Annotated in this window: 24 protein-coding genes; 12 read left to right on the top strand and 12 right to left on the bottom strand. The window is 71.0% G+C overall.

Translation table 11 applies throughout. The annotated features are described in order from the left end of the window. Positions 1–13 precede the first annotated feature (13 nt). From AB0P25_RS10340 to AB0P25_RS10320, 5 genes are read right to left on the bottom strand one after another with little or no spacing between them, the layout of a single operon-like run. Positions 14–829 (bottom strand): ThuA domain-containing protein, encoded by an 816-nt coding sequence (locus AB0P25_RS10340; RefSeq protein ID WP_363807110.1) that lies wholly within the window; start codon positions 827–829, stop codon positions 14–16. Beyond that, positions 826–1992: a Gfo/Idh/MocA family oxidoreductase gene (locus AB0P25_RS10335; RefSeq protein ID WP_363807109.1), complete on the bottom strand. Its 1167-nt coding sequence runs from the start codon at positions 1990–1992 to the stop codon at positions 826–828. The genes AB0P25_RS10340 and AB0P25_RS10335 overlap by 4 nt, the downstream gene beginning before the upstream one ends. Positions 1993–2000: 8 nt before the next feature. Continuing rightward, entirely contained in the window at positions 2001–2924 is a 924-nt protein-coding gene (locus AB0P25_RS10330; RefSeq protein WP_363807108.1) for a carbohydrate ABC transporter permease, read from the bottom strand. Position 2925: 1 nt separating this feature from the next. Beyond that, the gene (locus AB0P25_RS10325; protein ID WP_363807106.1) at positions 2926–3870 is read right to left on the bottom strand and encodes a sugar ABC transporter permease; all 945 of its coding nucleotides are present in this window, start codon (positions 3868–3870) and stop codon (positions 2926–2928) included. Further along, positions 3870–5216, bottom strand: a complete 1347-nt coding sequence (locus tag AB0P25_RS10320; protein ID WP_363807104.1) for an extracellular solute-binding protein — start codon at positions 5214–5216, stop codon at positions 3870–3872. Before AB0P25_RS10320 ends, AB0P25_RS10325 begins: the two co-directional genes overlap by 1 nt. Positions 5217–5460: 244 nt before the next feature. On the opposite strand from AB0P25_RS10320, the gene AB0P25_RS10315 reads away from it, so the two are divergent. From AB0P25_RS10315 to iolD, 5 genes are read left to right on the top strand one after another with little or no spacing between them, the layout of a single operon-like run. After that, a complete protein-coding gene (locus AB0P25_RS10315) occupies positions 5461–6672 on the top strand; it encodes an ROK family transcriptional regulator (RefSeq protein ID WP_363807103.1) in 1212 nt (403 codons plus the stop codon). 40 nt (positions 6673–6712) lie between these two features. Continuing rightward, positions 6713–7687 carry a 5-dehydro-2-deoxygluconokinase gene (iolC, locus tag AB0P25_RS10310; RefSeq protein ID WP_363807102.1) on the top strand — a complete coding sequence of 325 codons (975 nt, stop codon included), beginning with the start codon at positions 6713–6715 and terminating at the stop codon, positions 7685–7687. Beyond that, a complete protein-coding gene (locus tag AB0P25_RS10305) occupies positions 7674–8618 on the top strand; it encodes a deoxyribose-phosphate aldolase (RefSeq protein WP_363807101.1) in 945 nt (314 codons plus the stop codon). The genes iolC and AB0P25_RS10305 overlap by 14 nt, the downstream gene beginning before the upstream one ends. Then, the gene (iolB, locus tag AB0P25_RS10300) at positions 8615–9532 is read left to right on the top strand and encodes a 5-deoxy-glucuronate isomerase (RefSeq protein ID WP_363807100.1); all 918 of its coding nucleotides are present in this window, start codon (positions 8615–8617) and stop codon (positions 9530–9532) included. Before AB0P25_RS10305 ends, iolB begins: the two co-directional genes overlap by 4 nt. Further along, complete coding sequence (iolD, locus tag AB0P25_RS10295; RefSeq protein ID WP_363807099.1) at positions 9529–11424, top strand: 3D-(3,5/4)-trihydroxycyclohexane-1,2-dione acylhydrolase (decyclizing); 1896 nt, start codon at positions 9529–9531, stop codon at positions 11422–11424. The genes iolB and iolD overlap by 4 nt, the downstream gene beginning before the upstream one ends. Positions 11425–11456: 32 nt before the next feature. Here iolD and AB0P25_RS10290 read toward each other — a convergent pair whose 3' ends face one another. Further along, the gene (locus tag AB0P25_RS10290) at positions 11457–12218 is read right to left on the bottom strand and encodes a GntR family transcriptional regulator (RefSeq protein WP_363807098.1); all 762 of its coding nucleotides are present in this window, start codon (positions 12216–12218) and stop codon (positions 11457–11459) included. Positions 12219–12264: 46 nt separating this feature from the next. Beyond that, the gene (locus AB0P25_RS10285; RefSeq protein ID WP_363807097.1) at positions 12265–13143 is read right to left on the bottom strand and encodes an NAD(P)-dependent oxidoreductase; all 879 of its coding nucleotides are present in this window, start codon (positions 13141–13143) and stop codon (positions 12265–12267) included. A 92-nt stretch (positions 13144–13235) separates the two neighbouring features. Here AB0P25_RS10285 and AB0P25_RS10280 point away from each other — a divergent pair, with 92 nt between their 5' ends. Both AB0P25_RS10280 and AB0P25_RS10275 read left to right on the top strand, forming a co-directional pair. Next, positions 13236–14570, top strand: a complete 1335-nt coding sequence (locus AB0P25_RS10280; protein ID WP_363807095.1) for a M20/M25/M40 family metallo-hydrolase — start codon at positions 13236–13238, stop codon at positions 14568–14570. Positions 14571–14607: 37 nt separating this feature from the next. Beyond that, the gene (locus tag AB0P25_RS10275; RefSeq protein ID WP_363807094.1) at positions 14608–15591 is read left to right on the top strand and encodes an aldo/keto reductase; all 984 of its coding nucleotides are present in this window, start codon (positions 14608–14610) and stop codon (positions 15589–15591) included. A 12-nt stretch (positions 15592–15603) separates the two neighbouring features. On the opposite strand, the gene AB0P25_RS10270 is transcribed toward AB0P25_RS10275, so the two are convergent. Then, positions 15604–15954, bottom strand: a complete 351-nt coding sequence (locus AB0P25_RS10270; RefSeq protein WP_363807093.1) for a rhodanese-like domain-containing protein — start codon at positions 15952–15954, stop codon at positions 15604–15606. A gap of 162 nt (positions 15955–16116) precedes the next feature. On the opposite strand from AB0P25_RS10270, the gene AB0P25_RS10265 reads away from it, so the two are divergent. The 5 genes from AB0P25_RS10265 to AB0P25_RS10245 are packed head-to-tail and all read left to right on the top strand — an operon-like array spanning position 16117 to position 22064. Beyond that, positions 16117–17286, top strand: a complete 1170-nt coding sequence (locus AB0P25_RS10265; RefSeq protein ID WP_363807092.1) for an LLM class flavin-dependent oxidoreductase — start codon at positions 16117–16119, stop codon at positions 17284–17286. Between the two features lie 15 nt (positions 17287–17301). Continuing rightward, complete coding sequence (locus AB0P25_RS10260; protein WP_363807091.1) at positions 17302–18633, top strand: NtaA/DmoA family FMN-dependent monooxygenase; 1332 nt, start codon at positions 17302–17304, stop codon at positions 18631–18633. Continuing rightward, positions 18630–19736: an LLM class flavin-dependent oxidoreductase gene (locus AB0P25_RS10255; RefSeq protein WP_363807090.1), complete on the top strand. Its 1107-nt coding sequence runs from the start codon at positions 18630–18632 to the stop codon at positions 19734–19736. The genes AB0P25_RS10260 and AB0P25_RS10255 overlap by 4 nt, the downstream gene beginning before the upstream one ends. Continuing rightward, positions 19729–21063: an amidohydrolase gene (locus AB0P25_RS10250; RefSeq protein ID WP_363807089.1), complete on the top strand. Its 1335-nt coding sequence runs from the start codon at positions 19729–19731 to the stop codon at positions 21061–21063. The genes AB0P25_RS10255 and AB0P25_RS10250 overlap by 8 nt, the downstream gene beginning before the upstream one ends. Continuing rightward, on the top strand, positions 21060–22064 hold the full coding sequence (locus AB0P25_RS10245) for an alpha-L-glutamate ligase (protein ID WP_363807088.1): 1005 nt from the start codon (positions 21060–21062) through the stop codon (positions 22062–22064). The genes AB0P25_RS10250 and AB0P25_RS10245 overlap by 4 nt, the downstream gene beginning before the upstream one ends. Positions 22065–22076: 12 nt before the next feature. On the opposite strand, the gene AB0P25_RS10240 is transcribed toward AB0P25_RS10245, so the two are convergent. The 4 genes from AB0P25_RS10240 to AB0P25_RS10225 all read right to left on the bottom strand — a co-directional run bounded on the left by AB0P25_RS10240 (position 22077) and on the right by AB0P25_RS10225 (position 25462). Then, positions 22077–23246 (bottom strand): ATP-binding protein, encoded by a 1170-nt coding sequence (locus AB0P25_RS10240; RefSeq protein WP_363807087.1) that lies wholly within the window; start codon positions 23244–23246, stop codon positions 22077–22079. A gap of 70 nt (positions 23247–23316) precedes the next feature. Then, positions 23317–24363 (bottom strand): LLM class flavin-dependent oxidoreductase, encoded by a 1047-nt coding sequence (locus AB0P25_RS10235; RefSeq protein ID WP_363807086.1) that lies wholly within the window; start codon positions 24361–24363, stop codon positions 23317–23319. Beyond that, complete coding sequence (locus AB0P25_RS10230) at positions 24360–24644, bottom strand: hypothetical protein (protein ID WP_363807085.1); 285 nt, start codon at positions 24642–24644, stop codon at positions 24360–24362. The genes AB0P25_RS10235 and AB0P25_RS10230 overlap by 4 nt, the downstream gene beginning before the upstream one ends. Beyond that, a complete protein-coding gene (locus AB0P25_RS10225; RefSeq protein WP_363807084.1) occupies positions 24581–25462 on the bottom strand; it encodes an LLM class flavin-dependent oxidoreductase in 882 nt (293 codons plus the stop codon). Before AB0P25_RS10225 ends, AB0P25_RS10230 begins: the two co-directional genes overlap by 64 nt. Positions 25463–25469: the final 7 nt, after the last annotated feature.

The raw sequence follows: 25469 nt of genomic DNA, 5'->3' as shown, positions 1-25469 counted from the left end.
TCGTCCGCCACGCTCAGCTCTCCCGCGATGCGATGGGCTCGCGGGTGTAGTAGTCGACGAGGCCGTCGGGCGACGGGAGCACCGGACGGTCGAACTCCCCCGTGAGGTACATGGGCGTGACGACGTACGGCTCGCGCGCCCGCTCGGGGCGCGCCCAGCGGACGCCGTTGGCGATCACGCGCTGCACCTCCGGCTGGTGGTAGACCGGGAACACCTCGTCGCCGGGGCTGAAGTAGAAGACGCGTCCGTAGCCGCGGCGGTAGGTCACGCCGCTGCGGAACACCTCGCCGCCGGAGAAGCTGCTGATGAAGACCAGCTCGTCGGGCTCCGGGATGTCGAAGAACTCGCCGTACATCTCCTGCCCGGGGATCACGATCGGCTGGGGGACGCCCTCCGCGATGGGATGCCGGGGCGAGATGGTCCACACCAGCTCGCGGTCGGCGTCGTTGCGCCAGCGGAGGCTGCAGGTCGTGCCCATGAGCCGGCGGAAGATCTTGGAGTGGTGCCCCGAGTGCAGGACGATGATCCCCATCCCCTCGAGGACGTGGCGATGGATGCGGTCGACGACCTCGTCGTCCACCTCGTCGTGCGCGGTGTGGCCCCACCAGAGCAGCACGTCCGTCTCGGCGAGGGTCTCCTCGGTCATGCCGTGCTCGGGGTCGTCGAGCACCCGGGTGGACACGGTCACGTCCTCGCCGAGGAGCGCGGTGATGCCGTCGGCGATGGTGGTGTGCATCCCGTCGGGGTAGATCCCTCGGACGACCGGGTTCACCTGCTCGTGGCGGTTCTCACCCCAGACGACGACTCGGATCGGTCCAGTGGTGGTCATCGGGCGCCTCCTGACGCGATCGGGGCCGGAGCGGAGCCCCAGGCCGGTGTGGCGATACCGTCGGCAGCGCTGTCCCATGAGGTGAGCAGGGCGGCGACGTCGTCGCTCCGCTCGTCGGCGATGGCCTGGGCGAGCGACTCCTCCAGCAGCTCCGCGAGGACGACCCGCTCGCCGCCGCGCTCGCTGCTCCGGATGGCCGCCTCGACCATCGCGAGGCTGAGCACGTTGGCCCGCACCTCGTTCTGCGGCGTCGTTCCGGCTCGGAGGGCCGTCACGAACTCCTCCAGGGATCCCTCGATGCCCTCACGTCCGTGCGGCACGTCGATCCCGACGCCGTCGGCGTCGACGCGCACGACATCGTCGCCGTCCCAGAAGGCGGCGCCGCGTTCGGCGTAGACCCGCCAGTCCGCGTTCCACGAGGTCTGCAGCCCCGGCGTGCAGCGACTGCCCGCGTAGACGAAGCGGGCGCCCGAGGCGAGCTCGAACTCCGCGGACGCCGCGGCGTCTCCCGCGAACCAGCTCCACGGCGGGTTCCACGAGCTGCAGCGGACCGCCACCGGCTCGTCACCCGTCAGATACCGCAGCTGGTCGAAGTGATGGATCGACATGTCCACCAGCAGCGGATGCGCCATCTGCTCGCGGAAGCCCGGCTCGTGGTCGGCGTGGAAGAACTGCGCGTTCACCGTCGCGAGCGGGCCGAGGGCGCCGACGGCGTCACGGAACGCGGCCAGGTGGTCGAAGTACCGCCGCGACTGGCTCACCATGAGCAGTTCGCCGGTGACGTCCGCCAGGGCGACCTGGCGCAGGGCCTCAGCGATCGTCGGGGCCAGCGGCTTCTCGCACAGCACGGGAAGCCCGGCGCGCAGCGCCTGCTCGTTCACGACGCGGTGCGCCTGAGGCACCGTCACGTTGATCACGGCCGCAGCGCCCGCCCGCTCGGCGACCTCGGCCACCGACGACCCCACTTCCACGTCGGCCAGGCCGGCGGAGGCGGCGGTCGACGCCGCCAGCGGGACGTCGAGGTCGACCACCCCGACGGCCTCGGCGTGCGGGGACCGGGCGAGCATGCGGATCCATTCGCCGCCCATCGCCCCGGCGCCCACGACGACGACGCGCAGCCGCCCCTCGGCGGGGGTCCGGTGCTCGGTGGAACTGTCGATCATGGAGGAGGTCACCCTTTCACCGCGCCGCCGAGGCTGGAGCGGAGCAAGTGCTTGCGCACGAAGACGTACAGGATGGCGGGTGGGGCGACGTAGACGATCGCACTGGCGGCCAGCAGTCCCCAGTCCACCTGGTTGTGCTCGCTGAACGCCCGGAACAGCCCGATGGACAGGGGGTACAGCTCCTGGCTCTGCAGCATCACGAGCGGCGTGAGGAAGTCGCCCCAGACGTTCATGAAGGTCAGCATCGCGGCGGCGCCGAGGCCGGGGCCGACGAGCGGGAGGACGACCCGCCAGATCGCCTGGAACCGGGTGTTGCCGTCCACCCAGGCCGCCTCCTCCAGCTCGATCGGCACGGCCGCGATGGTGCCCTTGAGCAGCCACAGCGTGATCGGCAGCTGGAGCACCGCCTCCACGAGGATCAGACCGAACAGCGTATTGGTGAGCTGGAGGTTCACCATGATCAGGTAGAGCGGGACGATGGTCGCCGGAGCCGGGATGACACGGATCAGCAGGATCCCGTACATGAAGATGCGGCGACCCGGGAAGTTGTAGCGGGCGAGTGCATAGCCGCCCGCGACGCCCAGGACGAGGTTGAGGACCGTCGCGCCGATGCCGATGATGAGGCTGTTGACGAGCAGCTGCGGAGTGCCCGAGTTGGTGAAGAAGCGCACGAAGTTCTCGAACGACCACGCAGGGAGCTGGACGTTGGGACCGGCATGCCCGTCGACGGAGCTCAAGATCACCCAGGCGAACGGCACGAGGCAAAACAGGGCGAGCACCACGAGCAGGGTGTAGCCGAGCACGCGTTGCACCCGGTCGACCGCGGTCAGCGGGCGGCGGCGGAAGTGATGCGGGGTTCCGGGCGGTCCCGCGGCGGCGTCCGGCGTCACGTTGCGACTGGTCGTCTCATTGCGACCGGTGAGGGCGGTCATCTCACACCTCGACTTTCGCGAGCCGCACGTAGGCGACTCCGAGGACCAGGACGATCGCCAGAAGGATCATCGACGCGGCGCTGCCGATGCCGACCTGCGAGAACTGCAGCGCGCGCTCGTAGATGTAGATCGCCGCCAAGCGGGTCTGACCGGCCGGGCCGCCCTGGGTCAGGAAGTAGACCAGGCCGAAGACGCCGACCGTGCTGATCGTGGTCAGCAGCAGATAGAGGAACACCGGTCCGCGGATGAGCGGGAGCGTGACGTAGCGGAAGACCTGCAGCGCCTTGGCCCCGTCGATCCTCGCCGCCTCGATCAGCTCCGCCGGGACGTCCTCGAGAGCGGCCTGGAACATGATCATCGCGAAGGCGATCCCACGCCAGATGTTGACCGTGATGATCGACACCATCGGCACCACCTGGAGCCAGTCGGTCGGTGCGGCGCCGAAGAGGCCGGTGAGCTGATTGAGCGTACCCGCCGGGCCGTTCGACAGGACGCTCGCCCAGGCGAGCGAGGCGACCACCTCGGGGACGACCATGGGCATCAGGATGGCGGCGCCGAAGATGCCCTTGCCGCGCACCCAGGGCCGGCTGAGAAGGATCGCCGCGACCATCCCGAGCACCGTCTGGCCGATGATCGCCGAGAAGAGCACGAACTGCGCGGTGTGGCCGAGCGAGGCGAGGAAGTCGGCGCTCGTGAGCAGGTAGGAGTAGTTGTCCAGGCCGACGAACTTGGGGTCGCGGGCGGCGAAGCCGGTGAGCTGGGTGTTCGTGAAGCTGAGATAGATGCCGTAGACCGCCGGAACCACGATGAACAGCAGGATCAGCGCGGCGCCCGGTCCCAGGAGGATCAGGAGCAGCGGCCAGGAGCGCCGTCTTCCGCGCCGCCGCGGCGACGGCGGCCGGGTGGCCGCCGTCGCCGTGACGGGTACGTCGGTGATCGAGGTCACTACTTCACCAGGTTGGGGCCGAGCAGGTCGGTGGCGTCCTTGACGAACGCCTCATAGGCCTGCTTGCCGTCGGCCTTGCCGTTGAGGATCAGCTCGGTCGAGGTCGCGATCGCCTGGGCGATCTGGTCGGAGCCGTCGCCGGTCGGCACGTAGACGCTCGACGCGAGGTCCTTGCCGGCCTGCAGCAGCTTGGGCTCGTCGGCGTACGGCTTCACGTCGGCGAGGTCGTCGCGGGGCGCTGCTGCTCCGGAGGCGACCAGCTGGTCCGCGAGGGGCGTGCCGCTGGAGAGGTACTGCGCGAGCAGCATCGCCTCGTCCTTGTGCTGCGACTTCGCCGGGGTCGCGTAGCCGAAGCCGAGGCCGCTCCATCCGAACGGCTTGTCGCCGCTGCGGAGCGCCGGGTACTGCCACGTGTCGACCTTCGTCGTCAGGTCCGGGATGGGCGTCGCGCCCTCGGGTCCCCAGTCGTACTTCCAGCCCCAGGTGCCCTGCGCCGCGACCTGGATCTTTCCGGCCGGGAACTTGACGTACTTCGTGGGCTCCCACGGGTTGGGGTTCTCCAGGTCCTGCACGGGGAGGAGACCCTTCGTGGCGAGCTCGCTGTAGAGGTCGAACACCGGCTGGAATCCGCTGCTCTTCAGGTCCCACTTGCCCGTCTTGAGGCTGTAGTAGTCCTTGTCGGTGCCGCCGAGGATGGGCTGGAAGCCCTCGTTCCAGGCTCCGCCACCCCACGCCGTCCCTGCCGGCAGGACGATGGGGGTGTCACCGGTCTTCTCCTTGACCTGCACCAGGCGGGCGATCAGGTCGTCCCAGGTCTTGGGCTGGCTGGTGTCGATGCCCAGCGAGGTCAGGATGTCCTTGCGGTAGAAGAGGTTCTGCACTCCGGTGTCGTGCACGAGAGCGTAGATGTGGCCGTCCTGGCGGACCATGGCCTTCTTGAACTGCGGGTAGTAGTGCTTCCAGCCATCCCACTTGTTCAGGTAGTCGTCGATCGGGGCGAGGTAGCCCGCGCCGGCGAATCCCGGCACGAGACTGTCGCCCAGGTCGATCAGGTCGGGCGCCTGGCCGGCGATGAGCTGCTGAGTGATCTTCGTCTTGAACTGGTCGTCGGTGAGCACATCGGCCACCAGCTTGACCTTGATGTCCTTGCCCTGCTTCTTCATCGCCGCTTCGAAGCCGGGGAGCAGCTTCTTCATCGAGTCGATGCGGGTCTGCTGAAACTCCATGACCGAGATCGTCACGGGCCCACCGCTGCTGTTGTCGCTGCCGCCGGGGGAGCAGGCGCTGAGCCCGCCCACCGCGACCATGGCGACGGCGAGGGCGGCGATCACGCGAGTGCGCTTCATTGCGATGCCTCTCCTGCTTGCCCCTTTGGCTACTTTGCCGATTCGATGGGACAAACCTTAGTCCGAATGTTAGGACAATGTTCGACGGAGCGTCAAGCGAAGAATCCGGGTATGCGGATTCATACAGGTGACGAAGCCCCGTCCGGGACGACGTGTGTCGTCAGCGACTCTACTCGATGGAATAATCTTCTCCAGACGGCAACGGATGCCGATCCGGCCACCCGGCCGCGAGGGAAGGAGCGGGATGCTTCGAGGCACCAACCTCCCCCGCCTGGCCGACTACAACCAGGCGGTCATCCTCGACCTGATCCGGCGCGAGCCGGGGACGAGCCGGGCCGACCTGCAGCGCAGCTCCGGTCTCGCCTCGCAGACCGTCTCCAACATCGCGCGCCGGCTCATCGACGCGGGAATGGTCCGCGAGAGCGAGCCGACGGAGGTCATCCGCGGGCGGCCCAGCATCCCATTGACGGTCAACGGCGACAGCGCCTTCGCCGTCGGCGTCCACGTCGACCCCGCCCGGTTGACGCTCGTGCTGGTGGACGTCGCCGGTCAGGTGCGCCACCGCCAGCAGCTTCGGATGCCGCAGAGCGCCGGCCCCAACGAGCTGACGTCGCTGATCGCCGTGAGCGCCGGGCGGCTGATCCGCGAGTTCGGGATCGACCGCGAGAAGGTGCTGGGCCTGGGGATCGCCGTCCCGGGCCCGCTCGACGTGCGCACCGGGGTCGTCCTGCGTCCACCGCAGCTCCCCACGTGGCGGGATGTGCACCTGCGCGCCGACCTGCATGACGCCACCGGGATGCCGGTACTGCTCGACAAGGACGTCACGGCGGCGGCCACGGCCGAGCTCCGGAGCTCCGCCAGCCCCGACTTCCTGTTCCTCTACCTGGGGTCGGGCGTCGGAGCCTCCGTGGCGATCGGCGGTCAGGTGCTTCGCGGGGACACCAACAACATCGGCGAGATCGGCGACATCCTGGTCGACCCCGACGCGGAGGATCTGGGCTGGGGCGGACGGCGCGGCGGGCTGGCGGCGGCCTGCGTCCCGGAAGCGCTCGTGATCCAGGCGGCACAGGCCGGGCTTCTCCCCCTGCCCGATCTGCACGACTATCTCGCCCTCGACGACGCGTGCACGACGCTCGCCCGGCTCGCCCAGGAGGGCGACGAGGCCGCTTCCCGGCTCCTGGAGCGGGCCGCCCGACGGGTCGCGGTCGGCATCGGGGTGCTCGTCAACTTCCTGGACGTGCCCCGGGTCGTGCTGGGCGGCCCCGCCTGGAGCCGGCTCAGCGCCTCGTTCCTCCCGGTGCTCGAGGATGCGGTCCGCGCCGAGCTCATCGTCCCGCGCGAGTCGCTCGAGGTCGTCGGTTCGGTGTTGAGCGAGCAGATCGCGGCCCAGGGGGCCGCCGAGCTGGTGATGGACCACTTCCTCGCGCCCCACGCCAGCGTCCTGTTGATGGAGTGATGACTATGTTCTCTTGTCAGGACATAGTAGGGTGAAGCGCGTGGACCAGGAATCGACGGTCAGCGCCTACGACGTGCTGACGATGGGGCGGGTCGGCGTCGACCTCTACCCTCTGCAAGACGGTGTGGGGCTCGAAGACGTCAGCACCTTCGGCAAGTACCTCGGGGGCAGCGCCGCCAACGTGGCCGTGGCAGCTGCCCGGCACGGCCGACGCGTCGGCCTGGTCTCGGCGACCGGAGACGACCCGTTCGGCCGCTACGTCCACCGGGAGCTGCGGCGGCTGGGAGTCTCGGACGACTTCGTAAGCATCGCGCCCGGGCTGCCGACGCCGGTGACGTTCTGCGAGATCTTCCCGCCGGACGACTTCCCGATCTACTTCTACCGCAAGCCCAAGGCGCCGGACCTCACCATCGACGCCGACTCGCTCGACCTCGAAGCGGTCGCCGCCGCCCGCGTGTTCTGGGCGACGGTCACGGGGCTCAGCGAGGAACCGAGCCGCGGCGCGCACCATCGTGCCTGGCAGGCCAGGAGCCGTCGCGAGTTCACCGTCCTCGATCTCGACTACCGAGCGGTCTTCTGGGACTCCGCCGCGGACGCGACCGAGCAGATCGAGCGCGCGCTCCCCCACGTCACCGTCGCCGTCGGCAACCGCGAGGAGTGCGAGGTCGCGGTCGGAGAGACCGACCCGATGCGGGCGGCGGATGCGCTGCTCGAGCGCGGCGTGGAGCTCGCGATCGTGAAGCAGGGCCCCAAAGGCGTGCTCGCGAAGACCGCGAGAGAGACCGTGGAGGTCCCGCCGTTCCCGGTCGAGGTGGTCAACGGACTCGGCGCCGGGGACGGCTTCGGCGGGGCGCTGTGCCACGGGCTCCTCGAGGGCTGGGGGCTCGAGCGCATCCTGAGCTTCGCCAACGTCGCGGGCGCCATCGTCGCCTCGCGCCGCGAGTGCTCCACCGCCATGCCGACCACCGCCGAGGTGGATGCGCTCCTGGTCGGGGGCGCACATGCTGCGCACTGAGGGCGCCGCACCCCTGGTCGGAGGGCGCCTCAGCGAAGCCGACTTCGAGCGGCTGCGCTGCGTCCGCGCGGAGGATCCGGCCGCGCTCCGCACCATCCTCGCCGCACGCCGGCGCCGACCGATCATCCGCGACGACGGCCGCCTCTTCATCGTGGCGGCGGACCATCCCGCCCGGGGCGCGCTCGGCATCCGGGGCGACGAGCTGGCGATGGCCGACCGGTACGACCTGCTCGACCGCCTCGCGACCGCCCTCAGCCGGCCCGGCGTGGATGGAGTGCTCGGCACCCCGGACATCGTCGACGACCTCGCCCTGCTCGGCCTTCTCGACGACAAGATCGTGGTCGGCTCGATGAATCGCGGCGGCCTTCGGCACGCCTCGTTCGAGATGGACGACCGCTTCACCGCGTACGACGTCGCCGGCATCCTGCGCGACGGACTCGATTTCGCCAAGACGCTCCTGCGCATCAACTTCGCCGACGCCGGATCTGCGACGACGATCGAGGCCAACGCCCGCGCGGTCGACGCGGCGGTCGAGGCGCAGCTGCCGATCATGCTGGAGCCCTTCATCAGCGACTGGGTGAACGGTCGCGTCGTCAACGACCTCAGCACCGACGCCGTCATCCGGTCGATCGCCATCGCCTCCGGGCTCGGGTCGAGCTCCGTCTACACATGGCTGAAGCTGCCCGTCGTCGCGGACATGGAACGCGTCATGGCGGCGACGACCCTCCCCACGCTGCTGCTCGGCGGCGAGGCGCGAGCGGCCGAGGACGAGGTGTTCGACCTGTGGGAGGGAGCGCTGCGCCTCCCCGGCGTGCGCGGGCTGGTCGCCGGCCGGAGTCTCATCTACCCGGCGGACCACGACGTGGCCGCGGCGGTCGATCGGGCGGCCTCCCTCGTGCACAGTTCCGATCGGGCACGGCTCGCACGATGACCCGCAGGAACGAGTGGTTCTTCCCACGCGGCCGGCTGACGAGGGACGGCTGGGAGTCGGTGGTCGACGACCGCGTCCCCGGCTGGCGGCACACCGGTCTGCGAATCGCCGTGCTGACCGACGAGAGCGGGCTCCGGCTCGACGCGGAGCCCGTGGAGCGCCTGGTCGTGCCGCTCTCCGGCTCGTTCACCGTGGACCACGACGGAGGCACGACCGCCCTCGCCGGACGTCCGTCCGTGTTCGAAGGTCCGACCGACGTGCTCTACCTGTCGATCGGGACCGCGGCGACGATCCGCGGTCGGGGCCGCGTCGCCGTGGCCGAGGCGCCTGCTATGGTCGCCCATCCCACCCGCCGGATCGCCCGCGAGGAGGTGCCGGTGGAGCTGCGGGGCGCCGGCCGCTCCAGCCGTCAGGTACACAACTTCGGCACTCCGGAAGCGCTCTCCGCCGACCGGTTCATCGTGTGCGAGGTGATCACGCCGGCCGAGAACTGGTCGTCGTATCCCCCGCACAAGCACGATGTTCGGCGGGAGGGCGAGTCCCGGCTGGAGGAGATCTATTACTTCGAGAGCGCCGTCTCCCGCTCCGTCGCACCCCCCGATGCGCCGCGGGATGCGGACCCGTTCGGCTACCTGCGCACTTATTCCTCGGAGGCCAGAGGCATCGACACGCTCGCCGAGGTCCGGACCGGCGACATCGGCCTCGTCCCGTACGGCTGGCACGGCCCGTGCGCAGCCGCCCCGGGCTACGACCTCTACTACCTCAACGTCATGGCGGGCCCCGATCCCGAGCGCGTCTGGAACATCAGCGACGACCCTGCGCACAGCTGGGTCCGGGCCACCTGGGAGGGCCAGGAGATCGACCCGCGCCTCCCTTACCTGCCACCGACCGATCGAACGGGAGACCATCGATGACCACCCGACGGATGACCGTGAGCCAGGCGCTCATCGAGTTCCTTGCTCACCAGTGGACGGTCGACGGAGACCACCGCGAGCGCACGATCGCGGGGACGTTCGGCATCTTCGGGCACGGCAACGTCGCCGGAGTTGGGCAGGCGCTCAAGCAGCTGGACCGCGACGAGCCGGGGCTGATGCCCTACTACCAGGCCCGCAACGAGCAGGCCATGGTGCACCAGTCGGTGGGCTACGCGCGGATGCGCCGCCGACTCGGCACGATGGCGAGCGCCGCCTCCGTCGGTCCCGGCGCCGCGAACATGCTGACCGGTGCCGCACTGGCGACCGCCAACCGGCTGCCCGCACTGCTCCTCCCGAGCGACACGTTCGCGACCCGGGTCGCCGATCCGGTGCTTCAGCAGCTGGAACTGCCGCATGACACCGGCATCACCGTCAACGACGCCTTCCGTCCGCTGTCGCGCTTCTTCGACCGCGTGCAGCGCCCGGAACAGCTGTACTCGATCGCGCTGGCGGCGATGCGCGTCCTCACCGACCCCGCCGAGACGGGCGCCGTGACCATCGCCCTGCCCGAGGACGTCCAGGCGGAGGCGCTCGACGTCCCGCTCGCCTTCCTGCAGGACCGCGAGTGGCACCTGCGCCGGCCCGTGCCCGAGCGCGGCGCGCTGGCCCGCGCCGTCGCCGCCATCCGCGGAGCGGCCCGGCCGTTCATCGTCGCCGGCGGCGGGGTCCTGTACTCCGGAGCCGAGGACGCCCTCCGTGAGCTGGTGGAGGCGACCGGCATCCCGGTCGGGACGACGCAGGCCGGCGGCGGATCGCTGGTCTGGGACCACCCGCAGTACCTCGGCGGCGTCGGGGCGACCGGGACCGTGCCCGCCAACCGGGCCGCCGCCACCGCGGATGTGGTGATCGGGATCGGCACCCGGTACAGCGACTTCACCACGGCCAGCCGCACTGCGTTCCAGAATCCGGACGTCGTCTTCGTCAACATCAACGTCGCCTCCTTCGACGCCTACAAGCACGGCTCGCAGCTCCCTGTCGTCGCGGACGCGCGCGAGGCGCTGCTGGCGCTCCGCCAGGAGCTCGCCGGTCACCGGGTCGACGAGGAGTTCGCCGCTGAACTCCGCCGCCTCACCTCGGAGTGGAACCGGACGGTCGACGCGGCGTTCGCCGGATCCGGGGCAGCACTGCCCGGGCAGTCCGAGATCATCGGCGCGGTGCAGGCCGCGACCGACCCGCGGGACGTCGTCGTGCAGGCCGCCGGTTCCCTGCCCGGCGACCTCCACAAGCTGTGGCGCGTCCGCGACCCCCTCGGGTATCACGTCGAGTACGCGTTCTCCTGCATGGGGTACGAGATCGCGGGCGGGCTCGGCGTCAAGCGCGCGGCCCCGGATCGGGACGTGGTCGTGATGGTGGGGGACGGCTCGTACCTCATGCTCCACACCGAACTGGTCACGGCCGTGGCCGAAGGTCTCAAGATCGTCGTGGTCCTCATCCAGAACCAGGGGTACGCCTCCATCGGGCATCTCAGCGAGACGATCGGCTCTGAGCGCTACGGCACCCGCTACCGGCACCGGGATGCGGGCGGCGGCTTCGACCGAGGCGACATGCTCCCCGTCGATCTCGCCGCCAACGCGCGCAGCTACGGCGTCGACGTCATCACGGTCGAGCCCGGAGCCGACGCGATCGACCGCCTCCGCACCGCGCTGGCCGCGGCCAAGGCCTCCGACCGGACGACGCTCATCCACATCGACAGCGACCCCCTCGCCTACGCCCCGGACGGGGAGGGCTGGTGGGATGTGCCCGTCGCCGAGGCGTCCACGCTCGCCAGCACGCAGGCCGCGCGCGAGCGGTACGAAAGCCAGCGCACGCTTCAGCGGCCGCTGCTCGGCTGACGCGGCAGCGCTCGACCCTCAGCGCTCGACCCTCAGCGGTTGACCAGCGTGACCTCGAACGAGTAGAGGTCGGGCCGGTAGCAGTGCTGGCCGAACTCGACGGCGCGGCCGGAGTTGTCGAAGACGGTGCGCGACATGGTGAGCACGGCGCTTCCCTTCCGGATGTCCAGCAGGCTCGACTCGCTGTTCGTCGCCTCGCGCGCGCCGATCCTCTGATTGGCCACGCGCATGGTCACCCCCCGCGCGCGGAGAAGCTGGTAGAGACCGCGGGTGGCCAGTTCCCCCTCTACCAGGTCGGCGAACTCGGGGGGCAGCGTGTTGTCGAGGATCGCGATCGGCACGCCGTCCGCCAGTCGCAGTCGCCTCAGGTGGAGCGTCGGGCTGCCGCGCTCGATGTCGAGAATGTCCGCCGCGCGCTCGTCCGCCGGCACGACGGTGCACTCGAGGATGCGCGTCTCCGGCTTCTGCCCGGAGCTCTCCAGGTCTTCGTAGAGGCTGCTCAGCTCGACGTTGCGGGTCACCCGGCCGTGGACGACCTGGGTGCCGACCCCGCGACGGCGGACGAGCAGGCCTTTGTCCACGAGCTCCTGGATGGCCCGCCGGATGGTCGGACGCGACAACCCGAGCCGATGGCCGAGCGCCACCTCGTTCTCCAGGCGCGCCCCGGCCGGGAGGGTCTCATCCAGGATCGCCTTCTCCAGCCGGCTGGCCACCTGGTAGTACATCGGCACCGGACCGGAGCGTTCGAGGTCCATGAAGAGGTCGGCCGGCAGCGGATGCTCCGCCTTGACCATGAGCGCCTCCCAACGGTCCGCGAGATCGCGGTCTACCTGGATTGTATTAACAATGACGCTTCGTATTGTGGCAGACGAGGTGCGCGGCCTCGAATCCGAGCAACTCCTGCGCCCGGGCAGGGTCGTACGCTCCCCGCAAGCGGTACTCCTCCGCCGAGAACGGGACGTCGGGATGCCACTCCGCCAGCAGCTCGGCGAGCGGGCGGTCGAGGAGGACGTCATCCGCGACGACGTTGATGACCGTCGAACCGCGCAGCGCGCCACCGACCATCGCGTCGATGGCCAGCTCGATCGCGCGGGCGGCGTCCTGCACGTCGAGGTAGGCCCAGAGCTCCTTCGCGAGACGCTCTTCGCTCGCCGTGTCCGCGCGGCGCTCCCCGATCTTCTCCGCGGTCTCGGTGAAGGGGAAGCGCAGACAGACGGTCGGCAGGCCCCAGCGGCGCGAGGCCATGCGCGCGGCCGCTTCGTCGTTCTCCTTGCTCAGCGCATACCCCTCGGTGGCCCGCAGCGGATGAGTCTCGTCGACGGGGAGCGAGAGGGGCTGCATCCACTCGGCGGACCACGCCATACCCAGGATCGAGATGCTCGACGCCAGTACGACGCCCTTCACGCCGTGCTCGCCCGCCGCCTCCAGGACGGTCAGGGTGGTGAGCGAGTTCGCGAGAAGCAGCTCGCGCGCCGTGCTGCCGACGGGTGAGGGGATCGCGGCCAGGTGAACGACCGCATCCACTCCCGCCATGAGCGGGCCGATCAGCGCGGGATCCGCCGCGTCGCCGACGACCTCCGTCGCGGCGGTCAGGAGGTCCGGCGCCGAGGCGCCTGACGGGGTCTGTTCGACGGCCAGCACGTCATGCCCGGCGCGCACGAGGCGGTCCACGGCGTGCCGGCCGATGCGGCCGGAGCCGCCTGTGACGAGTATCCTCACGCTCCGCCCTTCGTGCCGGCCCCCAGCCTACTGAAGCCTCCGGGCGACACGGGAGCTTCCCCTCGCGGCCGGCTCCGTCCACGATGGCTGTCATGGATGCACAGGCCGCCGCCCCGCTGACGTCGACGATCCTGGAGGACGAGACGCTGCTCTTCGCCCGGGAGCTCATCCGCATCCCGAGCGTGAACACCGGTGACCCGACCACGATCGGCGACGGGGAGGCCCGCGCGGCGCAGTACGTACGACGGCTGCTCGAGGAGGCCGGCTACGAGACCGAGTACGCCGAGTCCGTGCCCGGGCGCGGCAACCTGGTCGCTCGGCTCCCCGGCCGCGACCGCGAGCGCGGCGCCCTGCTCGTGCACGCCCACCTCGACGTGGTTCCCGCCGTGGCCGAGGACTGGACCTATCCACCCTTTGTGGCGGAGGTCCACGACGGCGTGCTGTACGGCCGCGGCGCGGTCGACATGAAGGGGTACGCTGCCGTGCTGGTCGCGCTGGCCCGGCACTTCGCTCGCGCGAGGATCGTGCCGTGGCGCGACATCGTCTTCGCGTTCTTCTCGGACGAGGAGGCGGGAGGCGTCTACGGGGTGCGCTGGCTGCTGGAGCACCGGCCGCACTGGTTCGCCGGGGTGACGGAGGCCATCAGCGAGGTCGGCGGATTCTCGGTGCGCCTCGGCGAACGCCGCGCCTACCCGGTCGCCACCGCCGAGAAGGGCATCGGGCGGCTCGTCCTGACCGCTCGCGGCACCGCCGGTCACGGGTCCCGGCCGACCGGCGACAACGCGGTGGCCCGCATCGCCCGCGCCGTCGCGACGATCGCCGACCACCGCTTCGCGATCGTCCGCACGCCCGCGGTCGAGGCGTTCGCCGCCGAGGTGGGCGCGCTGCTGGGCGAGCCGGTCGACCTCGACGCCCTCGACCCGGCCGACCCGCGGCTCGGCCCGGTCGCCCCGCTGCTCGCGGCCGCGCTCCGCAACACGGTGACGCCCACCATCGTCGCGGGCGGCTACAAGGCGAACGTGATCCCCGGCGAGGCGCGCGCGGAGTTCGACGTCCGCGTGCTCCCCGGTCAGGAGGAGTCGCTGCGGCACGAGGTGGAGGCGCTGCTCGATCCAGGCCTCGAGGTCACCTGGGACCGCTGGGTGCATCCGATCGAGTCCCCGTCCGCCGGTCCGCTGCTCGACGTGCTGGGCGCGGCGATCGCCGCGGAGGACCCGGAGGGCGTCGTGGTGCCGTACCTCATGCCGGCGAGCACCGACAACAAGCACCTCGCGGGCGCGGGCATCGCCGGGTACGGCTTCACCCCGCGGCGCCTGGACGACGATGCCGACGCGTTCGGGCACTTCCACGCGGTCGACGAGCAGGTGCCCGTCGACGCCCTGCGGTTCTGCGCACGCGTCACCGAGCGCATCCTGCGGGAGGCATAGAGTCGGTTAACACCCACCCCGACGATCGGAGGACCCCGTGCGCACGGTTCGGCTCGGCAGCAGCGGCATGGAGATCAGCGGCCTCGTCCTCGGGATGATGTCGTACGGCGACCCGGGGCGAGGCAGTCACCCGTGGAGCGTCGGGATCGACGAGGCACGGCCGTTCGTGCGGCGCGCGTTCGAGGCGGGCGTCACGACCTTCGACACGGCCAACGTGTACTCGCTCGGCTCGAGCGAGGAGATCACCGGTACCCTGCTGGCCGAGCTCGGCCCGCGCGAGGACGTGCAGATCTTCACCAAGGTGTTCCAGCGGATGCGCGACGGACGCAACGGCGCGGGACTGTCGCGGGCGGCGATCCTGCACGAGATCGACGCCTCGCTCACCCGGCTCGGAACCGACTACGTCGACCTGTACCAGATCCACCGGTTCGACCCGATGGTCCCGCTGGAGGAGACGATGGAGGCGCTGCACGACGTCGTCAAGGCGGGCAAGGCGCGCTACATCGGCGCCTCGAGCATGTGGGCGTGGCAGTTCGCAGAGCTGCAGCGCGTCGCCGAGGTGAACCACTGGACCCGGTTCGTGTCGATGCAGGACCAGTACAACCTCCTCGACCGCGAGGAGGAGCGGGAGATGCACCCGTTCTGCCGGGCGACCGGCGTCGGCGTGCTGCCGTGGAGCCCGCTGGCGCGCGGCCGGCTGACGCGGCCGTGGGATGCGCCGGGCTCGGGCAGCCGCGCCGACACGGACGAGTTCGGCAAGACGCTGTACCGCGCTCAGGAGGAGTCGAACCGCGCCATCGTGGACGCGGTGGCCGCGATCGCGGGCGAACGCCACGTCCCGATGGCTCAGGTGGCGCTCGCGTGGGTCGCGAGCCGCGATGCGGTCACGGCGCCCATCGTCGGTGCGACGAAACCGCACCACGTCGACGACGCCGTCGCCGCTCTCGACCTCACGCTGACAGACGATGAGGTCCAGCGTCTGGAGGCCGCCTACACGCCGCGGGAGCCGGCCGGGTTCTGACCGACGCGGCGGCTAGGACGCGACAGGGTCGGCCGTCGGCTCGCCGACCGGCAGACCGCTCTCCTTCCAGGCCGGGAAGCCGCCCTCGACGTGCGCGACGTCCTCGAACCCGTGCTCGACCAGCCACTCCGCGACGGGCCCGGAGCCGTTGACCGACCCGCACACCACGACCACCGGCTGTTCCTTGGAAGCTCCGGCGAAGGTCTCGTCCAGCCGCTCGCGCTCCACGATCTCCGCGCCGGGCAGGGCTCCAGCGGCGGAGCGTCCCTTCTCGCTGCGGACGTCGATGAGGCGGGCCCCGGCCGCGACGCGGTCCGCGGCGTCGGTGGCAGAGATGAGGGCGGGTTGGATCTTCTCGGTCATGCGACGAATCCACCTCCTTCCGCCCGCGAGCGCAACCTTCGATGACGCCGCATTGCGGATTTGACGCTTCGTGACGACGGCGCTTCACTTCCGCGGACGCCCCTGCGAGTCTGCCTCGCACGACCGAGCACCGAGGAGACGTGCTCGGAGGGAGGCACACACATGAGCGACCATCTCATCCTCGCTGTCGCGCTCGACGGCGCAGGATGGCACCCCGCCGCATGGCGCGACGCCGGGATCGAAAAGTCCACCGTGTTCCAGCCGGCGTACTGGGTCGACCAGGTGCGGCGGGCCGAGGCGGCCGGCGCCGACTTCGTCACGTTCGAGGATGCGCTGAGCGTGGCCGCACCGGAGCGTGCGGGCCGGCTGCACGGGCGCCTCGACGCCCTCCAGATCGCGAACTTCGTCGCCCGCCGCACTTCACGCATCGGCCTGGTGCCGACCACGAGCGTGCTCGAGACCGAGCCGTTCCACGCCTCCACCCAGCTGGCGACCCTCGACTACACGAGCGAGGGACGCGCGGGCTGGAAGGTGCAGGCGACCCGGCCGGGCGAGAGCGCCAACTTCGGGCGACGGAACATCGTCTTCGACGTCGCCCGCCTCGCGACGCCAGAGGGCCAGGAGGAGTTGCGGCGCCTGTTCGACGAGGCCGCCGAGTTCGTCACGGTCGTCCGGGGGCTCTGGGACAGCTGGGAGGACGACGCGGTCATCCGGGACGTCGCGACCGGCCGGTTCCTCGACCGCGAGAAGCTGCACCACATCCGGTTCGAGGGCAGCGCCTTCAGCATCTCGGGCCCCTCCATCACCCCGCGACCGCCACAAGGGCAGCCGCTCGTGACCGCCCTCGCACACCAGGAGATCCCCTACCGCCTCGCCGCCCGCGCAGCGGACGTCGTGTTCGTCACCCCGTTCGGCGAGGACGATGCCGCACGCATCGTCGCCACCGTCCGCGGCATCGAGCCGGAGGAACGGTCAGAGCCCGTGCCGCTGCGTATAGTGGCCGACCTCGTGGTCGCGCTCGACGGCTCCGCCGCCGCGGCGCGCGACCGGCTGGACGCGTGGGACGCGCTCGACGGCGAACCGTATCGCAGCGACGCCGACATCGTGGCCGCGACCGCGGGCGAGCTGACCGACCGGATCGAGGCCCTGCGCGACGCCGGGATCGAAGGCGTCCGACTGCGGCCCGCGTCCGTCCACATCGATCTGCCCGCGATCGGCGAACAGCTCGTCCCGGAGCTGCGCCGCCGTGGGCTGCTCCCCGCCGCACCCGCGACCGGACCGCTCCGCGAGCGTCTCGGTCTCGACCGCCCCGCCAACCGCTACGCCGCCTGACGCCGGAGGACGACCATGACACGACCCACCAAGCGCCGTCTCCGCCTCGCCGCAGGCGTCCCCGGCGTCAATCACTGGACGGTCTGGGGCGCTCCCGGCGCCGGCAGCCAGATCGACTTCTCCACATTCGAGCACGTCGCCCGCACGGCGGAGCGCGGCTTCTTCGACTACTTCTTCCTCGCCGAGGGCCTGCGCGTGCGCGAGCACAAGGGACGCCTCCACGAGCTGGATGTGGCGGGTCGGCCCGACAACTTCTCCGTGCTCGCCGCGGTCGCCGCCGTCACCGACCACATCGGCCTGGTCGGCACTGCGAGCGCCACCTTCAACGAGCCGTATGACCTGGCGCGCCGGATCGCCTCCCTCGACCACCTCTCCGGCGGCCGCGCGGGGTGGAACATCGTCACGTCGTCCGACGCCTTCACCGGAGCGAACTTCCGCCGCGGCGGGTACCTCGCCTACCCCGACCGCTACCGCCGGGCGGCCGAGTTCGTCGAACTCTCCCGCCTGCTCTGGGACAGCTGGGACGGCGACCGGCCCGGCCACTACCGCTTCGACGGCGACTTCTTCGACACCGAGGGCTGGTTCCCGGTCGCCCCCGGTCCCCAGCGGCATCCCGTGCTCGTGCAGGCCGGCGACTCGGGCGACGGACGCGACTTCGCGGTCGGGACCGCAGACGTGGTGTTCAGCCGTCACGGCGAGCCGGAGGCGGGACGCGCCTTCCGCACCGACATCCGCGCCCGAGCGGCGGCCGCCGGCCGCGACCCGGAGAGCATCCTGGTCATCCCGGCCGTCAGCGTCGTGCTCGGGGACACGGAGGCGGAGGCGCAGGAGCGCGCCCGCGAGACCCAGTTCGCGCAGGTCACGCCGCAGACGGCCATCCACCTGCTGGAGCAGGTATGGGGAACCGACCTCTCGGGTTTCGATCCCGAGGGACCGGTGCCGGCACCTCTGGAGGCCACCGGCGACCAGCTCACGCTTGGCCAGGCCCGGAGGGTGGACGATCCTCAGGCCGCCGCGCGCGCCTGGCACGCCGAGGCGGCCGAGCGGGAGTGGAGCATCCGGGAGCTGGTCGTCGCCAAGACCACGCGGCACGAGTTTGTCGGCACACCCGCGCAGATCGCGGAGCGCCTGGACGAGGCCGCGCAGACCGGGGCCGCCGACGGGTATGTCCTATCGGGATCGGTCGTGCCCCACGGCATCGACGAGTTCGTGGACCGCGTGGTGCCGCTGTTGCAGGAGCGCGGCGTGCTCCGCACCTCCTACGAGCACCCGACGCTGCGCGAGAACCTGGGACTCGGCGACCGGCCGTGGGTGCACGGCGTGGATCGTGAGGAGGTCGCGTCGTGACGCGCGTGCCCCTCGGCGTGCTCGACCTCGTCCCGGTACCGAGCGGGTCGACGCCGTCGGATGCGGTGGCGGCGACGCTCGACATCGTGCGGCGGGTCGAGGAGGCCGGCTACCACCGCTACTGGTTCGCCGAGCACCATTTCAACCCCGGCGTCATCGGCTCCTCTCCCGCCGTGCTCATCGCCCTCGCCGGTTCGCTGACGCGCCGCATCCGTCTCGGATCCGGCGCCGTGCAGCTCAGCCCGCAGCACACCGAGGCGACCGTCGCCGAGGAGTTCGCCCTGCTCGCGACGGCGTTCCCCGGCCGGATCGACCTCGGCGTCGGCCGCTCGGGACTCGCGAGCGGCGGCCCCAGCGGCCCGGTGGACGCGCCGGAGACCGTCACGCCCGAAGGACTGCTCATCCCCGAGCCCTTCCGGTTCGAGCGGGTGTTCGACGCACCGAAGTTCCGTACGCTGGCGACGCTGCTCGTCCGCGGCGATGGCGGGTCGGCCTTCGCCGATCAGGTGGAGACGATTCTCGCCCTGCTCGGCGACGGGGTCGGACACGGCGCGGGACGTGTCGACCTCGGCACCGCGCCCGGCACCATCGGCCCGGAAGTGCGGCTGTTCGGCAGCGGCACGCTGACCGCCCGCCTGGCCGGTCGCCTGGGCCTGCCGTTCGCCGCCAACTACCACAGCGCCCCCTCCGGAGTGCTCGTGTCTGTCGAGGAGTACCGGCGCAGCTTCAGGCCGTCCGACCGGCTCGACCGTCCGCACGTCATCGTCTCCGCGGACGTCGTGGCGGCGCCGACCACGGAGCGCGCCCGAGAACTCGCCGCCGGCTACCCGGCGTGGGTCCGCAGCATCCGCAGCGGCCTGGGAGCCATCCCGTATCCCACCCCTGCCGAGGCGGCCGCGCTGGAGTGGACCGACGAGGAGCGGCGGCTGGTCGACGACCGGGTGCGAACCCAGTTCGTCGGCACGCCCGCCGAGGTCGTCGCGCGCCTGGAGACGCTGCAGCGGGCGACCGGCGCCGACGAACTGGTGCTCACGACCATCACGCACGACCCGGAGGACCGGGCCGCGAGCTTCGAGGCGATCGCCCGGGAGTGGAGTGCCTGACCTGCGCGACCTGTCCCGGCCGACCGAGCCGAGCAGCAGCTACCTCGACGCGCTGCGCGAGCGGACCGCCGAGCGGGCCGCACGTGCCGAGCCGCTGACGTCGCCGCACGAAGGGGCTCCGCCCGAGCTCTCGGCCGAGGTGGCGGCTGCCGTCCAGCAGCGGGCCGGCGCCGTCACCGCGCTGTCCCGGCAGATCTTCGCGACCCCCGAGGAGGCTTTCGAGGAGCATCGCTCGGCGCGCGCCATCGCGTCGGCCATACGGGCGGAGGGATGGGACGCGACGGTGGGCGTCTTCGGCCAGCCGACGGCCGTCCTCGCTCAGGCCGGCCGGGGCGACGGCCCGTCGATCGCCCTGCTCGCCGAATACGACGCGCTCCCCGGCATCGGCCACGGCTGCGGGCACAACATCATCGCGGCGAGCGCCGTCGGCGCCTTCCTCGCGGTCGCAACCGTCGCCGACCACCTCGACGGCCGGGTCGTGCTGCTCGGAACGCCGGCGGAGGAGGGCAACAGCGGCAAGGAGCTGCTGGCCCGCGAGGGCGCCTTCGACGGCCTGGATGCGGCGATTATGGCCCACCCGTTCGGCTACGACGCCGCCGACCATCCCTTCATCGGCCGGCGCATCCTCCGCGTCCACTACACCGGGGTCGCCGCCCATGCCTCCGCGACGCCGTTCATGGGCCGGAACGCTCTAGACGCCGTGAACCTGCACTACCAGGCGGTCGCTCAGCTGCGGCAGCACATCCCGCCCGGAGACCGCGTGCACGGGATCGTGCTGCACGGCGGCGACCGGCCGAGCATCGTGCCGGCGACGTCGACCCTCGAGTACTATCTCCGCTCGCACGAGGCCGCGACGCTCCGGGAGCTGAGCACCCGACTGGAGGAGATCTCGCACGGCGTCGCCCTCGCGACCGGGACGGGTGTGCGGCTGGAGTGGGACCCGCAGCCCTTCACCCTCCCCACCCGGTTCAACCGGCCGCTCAGCGAGCGGTGGGCGGTGCACCAGGAGGACGTCGGGCGGCGCGTGCTCACGAGGGAGGTCGTGCCGACCGAGCTGGCCGCGTCCACGGACTTCGGCAACGTCAGCGTGCGCATCCCGGGCATCCACCCGGTCATCGCCGTCGCGCCGCCGGACGTCGCCCTGCACACCGCCGAGTTCGCCGAGTACGCGTCGTCGGAGGCGGGCGACCGGGCGGCGGTGGATGCGGCGCACGGTCTGGCGCTGACCGCGCTCGACTTCCTGACCGACGCCGCCCTCCGCGACGCCACGGCCGCCGACTTCGCCGCGGCGGGCGGTCCCATCGATGTGGAAAGGTACTTCTCGTGACCCTCGCACGCTCCGACGCCCCGGCCGTCTACGCCCTCCACGAGAACCCCGACTGGTTCAGCCCGTTCCGCGACGCCTTCGAGGCCGAGGACGTCCCGCTGGTCGAATGGCTGCTCGTGGACGGCGTGCTCGACCTCGACGAGCTGCCGCCGGAAGGGGTGTTCTGGTCACGGATCAGTGCCTCCTCGCACACGCGCGGCCATGTCCGGTCGAAGGACTACACCCGCAGCGTGCTGTCGTGGCTGGAGTCGCACGGCCGGCGCACCGTCAACGGGCGCGGCGTGCTCGAGCTGGAGATGAGCAAGGTCGCCCAGTTGACCGCTCTGCGCGCTGCGGGCATCGACACCCCGCGCACCGTCGCCGTGATCGGCACGCACAACCTCCCGGAGGCCGCGCGGTCCTTCCCGGCGCGGTCCTTCCCGGCGCCGTTCGTCGTCAAGCACAACCAGGGCGGCAAGGGCATCAGCGTGCGCCGCTTCGACTCGTCCGCCGAGCTCGCGGACGCGGTCGCCGCCGGCGAGCTGGACGAACCGGAGGACGGCATAGCCCTGCTCCAGGAGCTGCTGGTGGCGGCTGAGCCGACGATCACCCGCGTCGAGATCGTGGACGGTGCGTTCGTCTACGCCGTGTCCGCGGACACCGCGCGCGGCGGCTACCAGCTCTGCCCGGCCGATGCCTGCGCGATCGACCCGGTCAGCGGGGCGCTCCTCATGCCGCCGGGAGCGACGATCGCGCCCGAACCCGACCAGCAGCTGTTCCGCCTGCGTGAGGGGTTCGACCACCCACTGGTGGACCGGTACCTCGACTTCACGCGGCGGCACGGCATCGAGGTGGCCGGCATCGAGTTCATCGAGACCGTCGACGGGCGGGCCGTGACCTACGACGTGAATACGAACACGAACTACAACGCCGCGGTGGAGTCTGTGGCACCGGCGTCGGGGCCCGGTGCGATCGCGCGGTTCCTCGGGCGGGAACTCGCCGCCGCCTACGCCACCGTCTGAACCAAGCGACCCTCAAGCGGCAGGTTGACGTCGGATGAACGCTGCCATACCCGGTACGGTGAAGGCGACGACCCCATACTCGGGCGCGTAGATGAGACCCTTGCTGATCAGCTTGGCTCGCGTGGGTCCTAGGCTCGTCACCGAGCGAGCCATGCGGCTCGCGACGTCACCGGATTGACTTCCTTCGTCGCCGTCCTCGGCCATCGCTCGAAGGTAGTCCTGCTCCCCGCGGGTTGCGCGATCCCAGCGAGCACGGAAGAACCCCGCGTCGAGCTGCTGATTTCCGCGAGCAACACCGAGTTCCGCGTCATGCACGCTGATGACCGGTCCCGCCGCGGCGTTCCACGCGTCCTGACCGAACTGCTGGATGAAATACGGGTATCGGCGAGACGCCTCGATGACTACGCCCACGGCTTCGTCCTCCCACTCGGCATCCTCGTCTGCGGCGGGGATGGTGAGGGCCGCCGCGGCAGCCGTCGGGCTCAACTCATGCACGTTCACGTAGCGAAATCGCTCGGTGTACGAGCGCGCTTCAGCAAGAATTCGAGGAAGGCTTGGCAACCCCGCGAACGCGAAGGCGACCGGCCAGTCGTCCTGCGCTGCCGCGTGAGCGACCACGCAGACTGTGGTGAGTTCGTCCGCTGTCAGGTCCTGCGCCTCGTCGATCAGAATCGCGACGCCTACTCCCTCTTCCTCGGCGGCGCCCGCGAGATCGGCCACCAGCTTTCGGAGATCGGTCTCGAGCACGCCGGTGTCCGCCCCTCCGCCTCCGGAATCGCCGAGATCCAGCCCGAATGTCCAGATCCCTGAAGCGTCATATGACGCTTTGAAGCTGATCGCCGTCTTCAGCGCCTTCAGAAGTCGGCGTCCCGCATTCGGGCGAGCCAGATCCGCAAGGGGCGCATACAGGGCTTCCCCCAGCAATTCGCGGATATTGCGATCACTGCCCGCCTCGGCCTGCGCGACGATCCACTGCCGGCGCGCCGCATTGCGGCGGAGTTCTGAGAGGAGGACGGTCTTGCCGACACCCCGAAGACCGTAGAGCACCGTGGGTTGAATGGACCGCCCGGCCTCGGCCCTTTGCAGCCCGACCTGCCACTCGCGCAAGGTGTCGTCACGCCCGACCAACGCGGCTGGCTTGCGCCCGGCGCCCGGCTGATAAGGGTTGCGCACCGGATCCATGGTCGGAGTGTAGCTAGTTATAGCGGGTTATAGCAAGAACCTATAACCCGCTATAAGCATGCATAAGTCGCTACATTGCGGCGGCATACGCCACCGTCTGAACCGCCCCCGCCCGCACGTACCCGAATTGTGGCGCGATCAGCTCGATCGTGTCCCCCAGCACCTGCTCGTAGTCCTGCTCCTCGAACTCGTACGGCAGCTCGATGCGCAGCTCCGTGATGCCGTCGAACGCCGCGTCCTCAGCCAAGCGCTCGGCGATCTCCGCCGCCGTGCCGACGAGGTCGGGCGCGAACAGGGTGCGGCGTGGGCCGTGCGCGACGCCGAGCCGGGCGTCCCGCTCCCGCACGTACTCGCGGTACTTCTGCCGCGTCGCGCGGTCCGCGCTGTCGGTCGGCAGCAGCACGCGGCCGAACGCGATCCGGAGGTCGTCCGGCCGCGTCGAGAGCGACCGGTGCAGCGCGATCAGCGCACGCTGCGCCTCCACGAAGTCGTCCGTCCCCTCGCCCGAGATGACGTTGCCCGTCAGCAGGTGGAGCCCGTGGGTCGCTGCCCAGCGGATGGACGCGGTGCTCCCTCCGCCGTACCAGACCCGGCGGTCGAGCCCGGGGCTGTACGGCTGGAGGCGGGGACGCTGCACGTTACCGGGCGAGTGGATGACCGTGTCCTCGTCGCCGATGAAGGCGCCGGACAGGTTCTCCACCAGGCGCTCGACGCGGCCGTAGGAGAGGTCGTACCCGCTCCAGTCGCCGTCGAAGACGCGGTCGCCGATGAGGTGCAGGTGCGGCGGCGTCCCCGCGCTCACGCCGATCTGGACTCGGCCGCCGGAGAGCACGTCCGCGGTGGCGAGGTCTTCGCCGAGGCGGAACGGGCTCTCGTACCCGATCGGGATGACGGCGGTGCCGAGCTCGATCGTGGACGTGCGCTGCGTGGCGGCGCCGACGAACACCGCCGCCGAAGAGATGCCGTGCTCCAGGTGTCGCTGGCGCACCCACGCGCCGTCGTAGCCGAGCCGTTCGCCCGCCTCGATCAGCCGGAGCGTGTTCTCCAGACCCTCCGCCGGGCGGTCGTCCTCGTAGTTCCCGGGCGTCAGGAAGTGCAGCTTCTCCAGCCGGGTCATGCGGGAACCACCTCGGGGAGGCCGACCGGCGAAGGCCACGCCGGGTCGCCGATGAGCGCGTTGGCAGCGGGCAGCACCTCCGACCGGAACAGCTCGAGGCTGTCCGTCCATGCTCCGCGCTCCAGCAGCCCAGGGTGACCGCCGATCGAGATCGTGGTGTGGCCGAACGCCTCGTGGTAGCGCGCCAGCTTGTCCAGCACCTCCTGGGGGCTGCCGATCAGGGCGGAGGAGCGCTCGACGTAGTCGTCGTAGTCCGCGTAGTCGGTCCGCGTGCCGGGCAACGAGTGGTCGGCGGCGGCGACCGCGGCGACGAACGCCTCGTACTGCGGCCGGTACTCGTCGCGCGCCTGCTGGGAGGTGCGGGCCACGTGGAGTGTGTGGCAGCCCCGACCGTCGCGGCCGCCGGGTCGCGCCCCGACTCCGCCCACACCTCGCGGTAGCGGCGGACGAGGGCCGCGTACTGCTCGATCGGGTTCATGGCATTGGCAGAGAAGATCGGGTCGCCGTGCCGTGCGGCCAGTTCCACGGACGCAGGCGAGGTCGCCGACCCATGCCACACCCGGATGCGGGACTGCAGCGGACGCGGCTGGATGTCGGCTCCGCGCAGCGGCGAGTGCCGGACGCCCGGCGCGCCGGCCGGCGGGCCCCAGTCGACGGCGCGGGACGACCACAGCTGCCGCAGCAGCGCGTAGTTCTCGCGCAGCGTCTCCCACGCCTGTGTGCGCTCGATGCCAAACAGCTCCGCCTGCTCCGGCCCGTTGCCCTTGCCGATGATCAGCTCGAGCCGTCCGCCGGACAGGTGGTCGATGGTGGCGTAGTCCTCGGCGACCCGAACCGGGTCGAGCACCGACAGCAGGGTGACGCCGGTGAACAGGCGGATGCGCGAGGTGACGGCCGCCAGGTGACCGAGCAGCACCGTCGGAGAACTGGAGAGGAACGGCGCATGGTGCCGCTCCCCGACGGCGAAGCCGTCGAAGCCGAGCTCCTCGAACAGTTGGGCGTCGGCGACCACCTCGGCGAGCCGCTCCCGCGGGGAGGGGGCGGGCTGCCCCTCCCCGCGCGGCGCGTTGGCGATGAGGTCGAGACCGATGACCTTCATGACGTTC

Origin of the sequence: Leifsonia sp. NPDC077715 (assembly GCF_040686855.1) — a bacterium.
Classification (GTDB): domain Bacteria; phylum Actinomycetota; class Actinomycetes; order Actinomycetales; family Microbacteriaceae; genus Leifsonia.
Note: the sequence above shows the minus strand (reverse complement) of the source record. Positions and strands in the feature narration are given on the sequence as shown.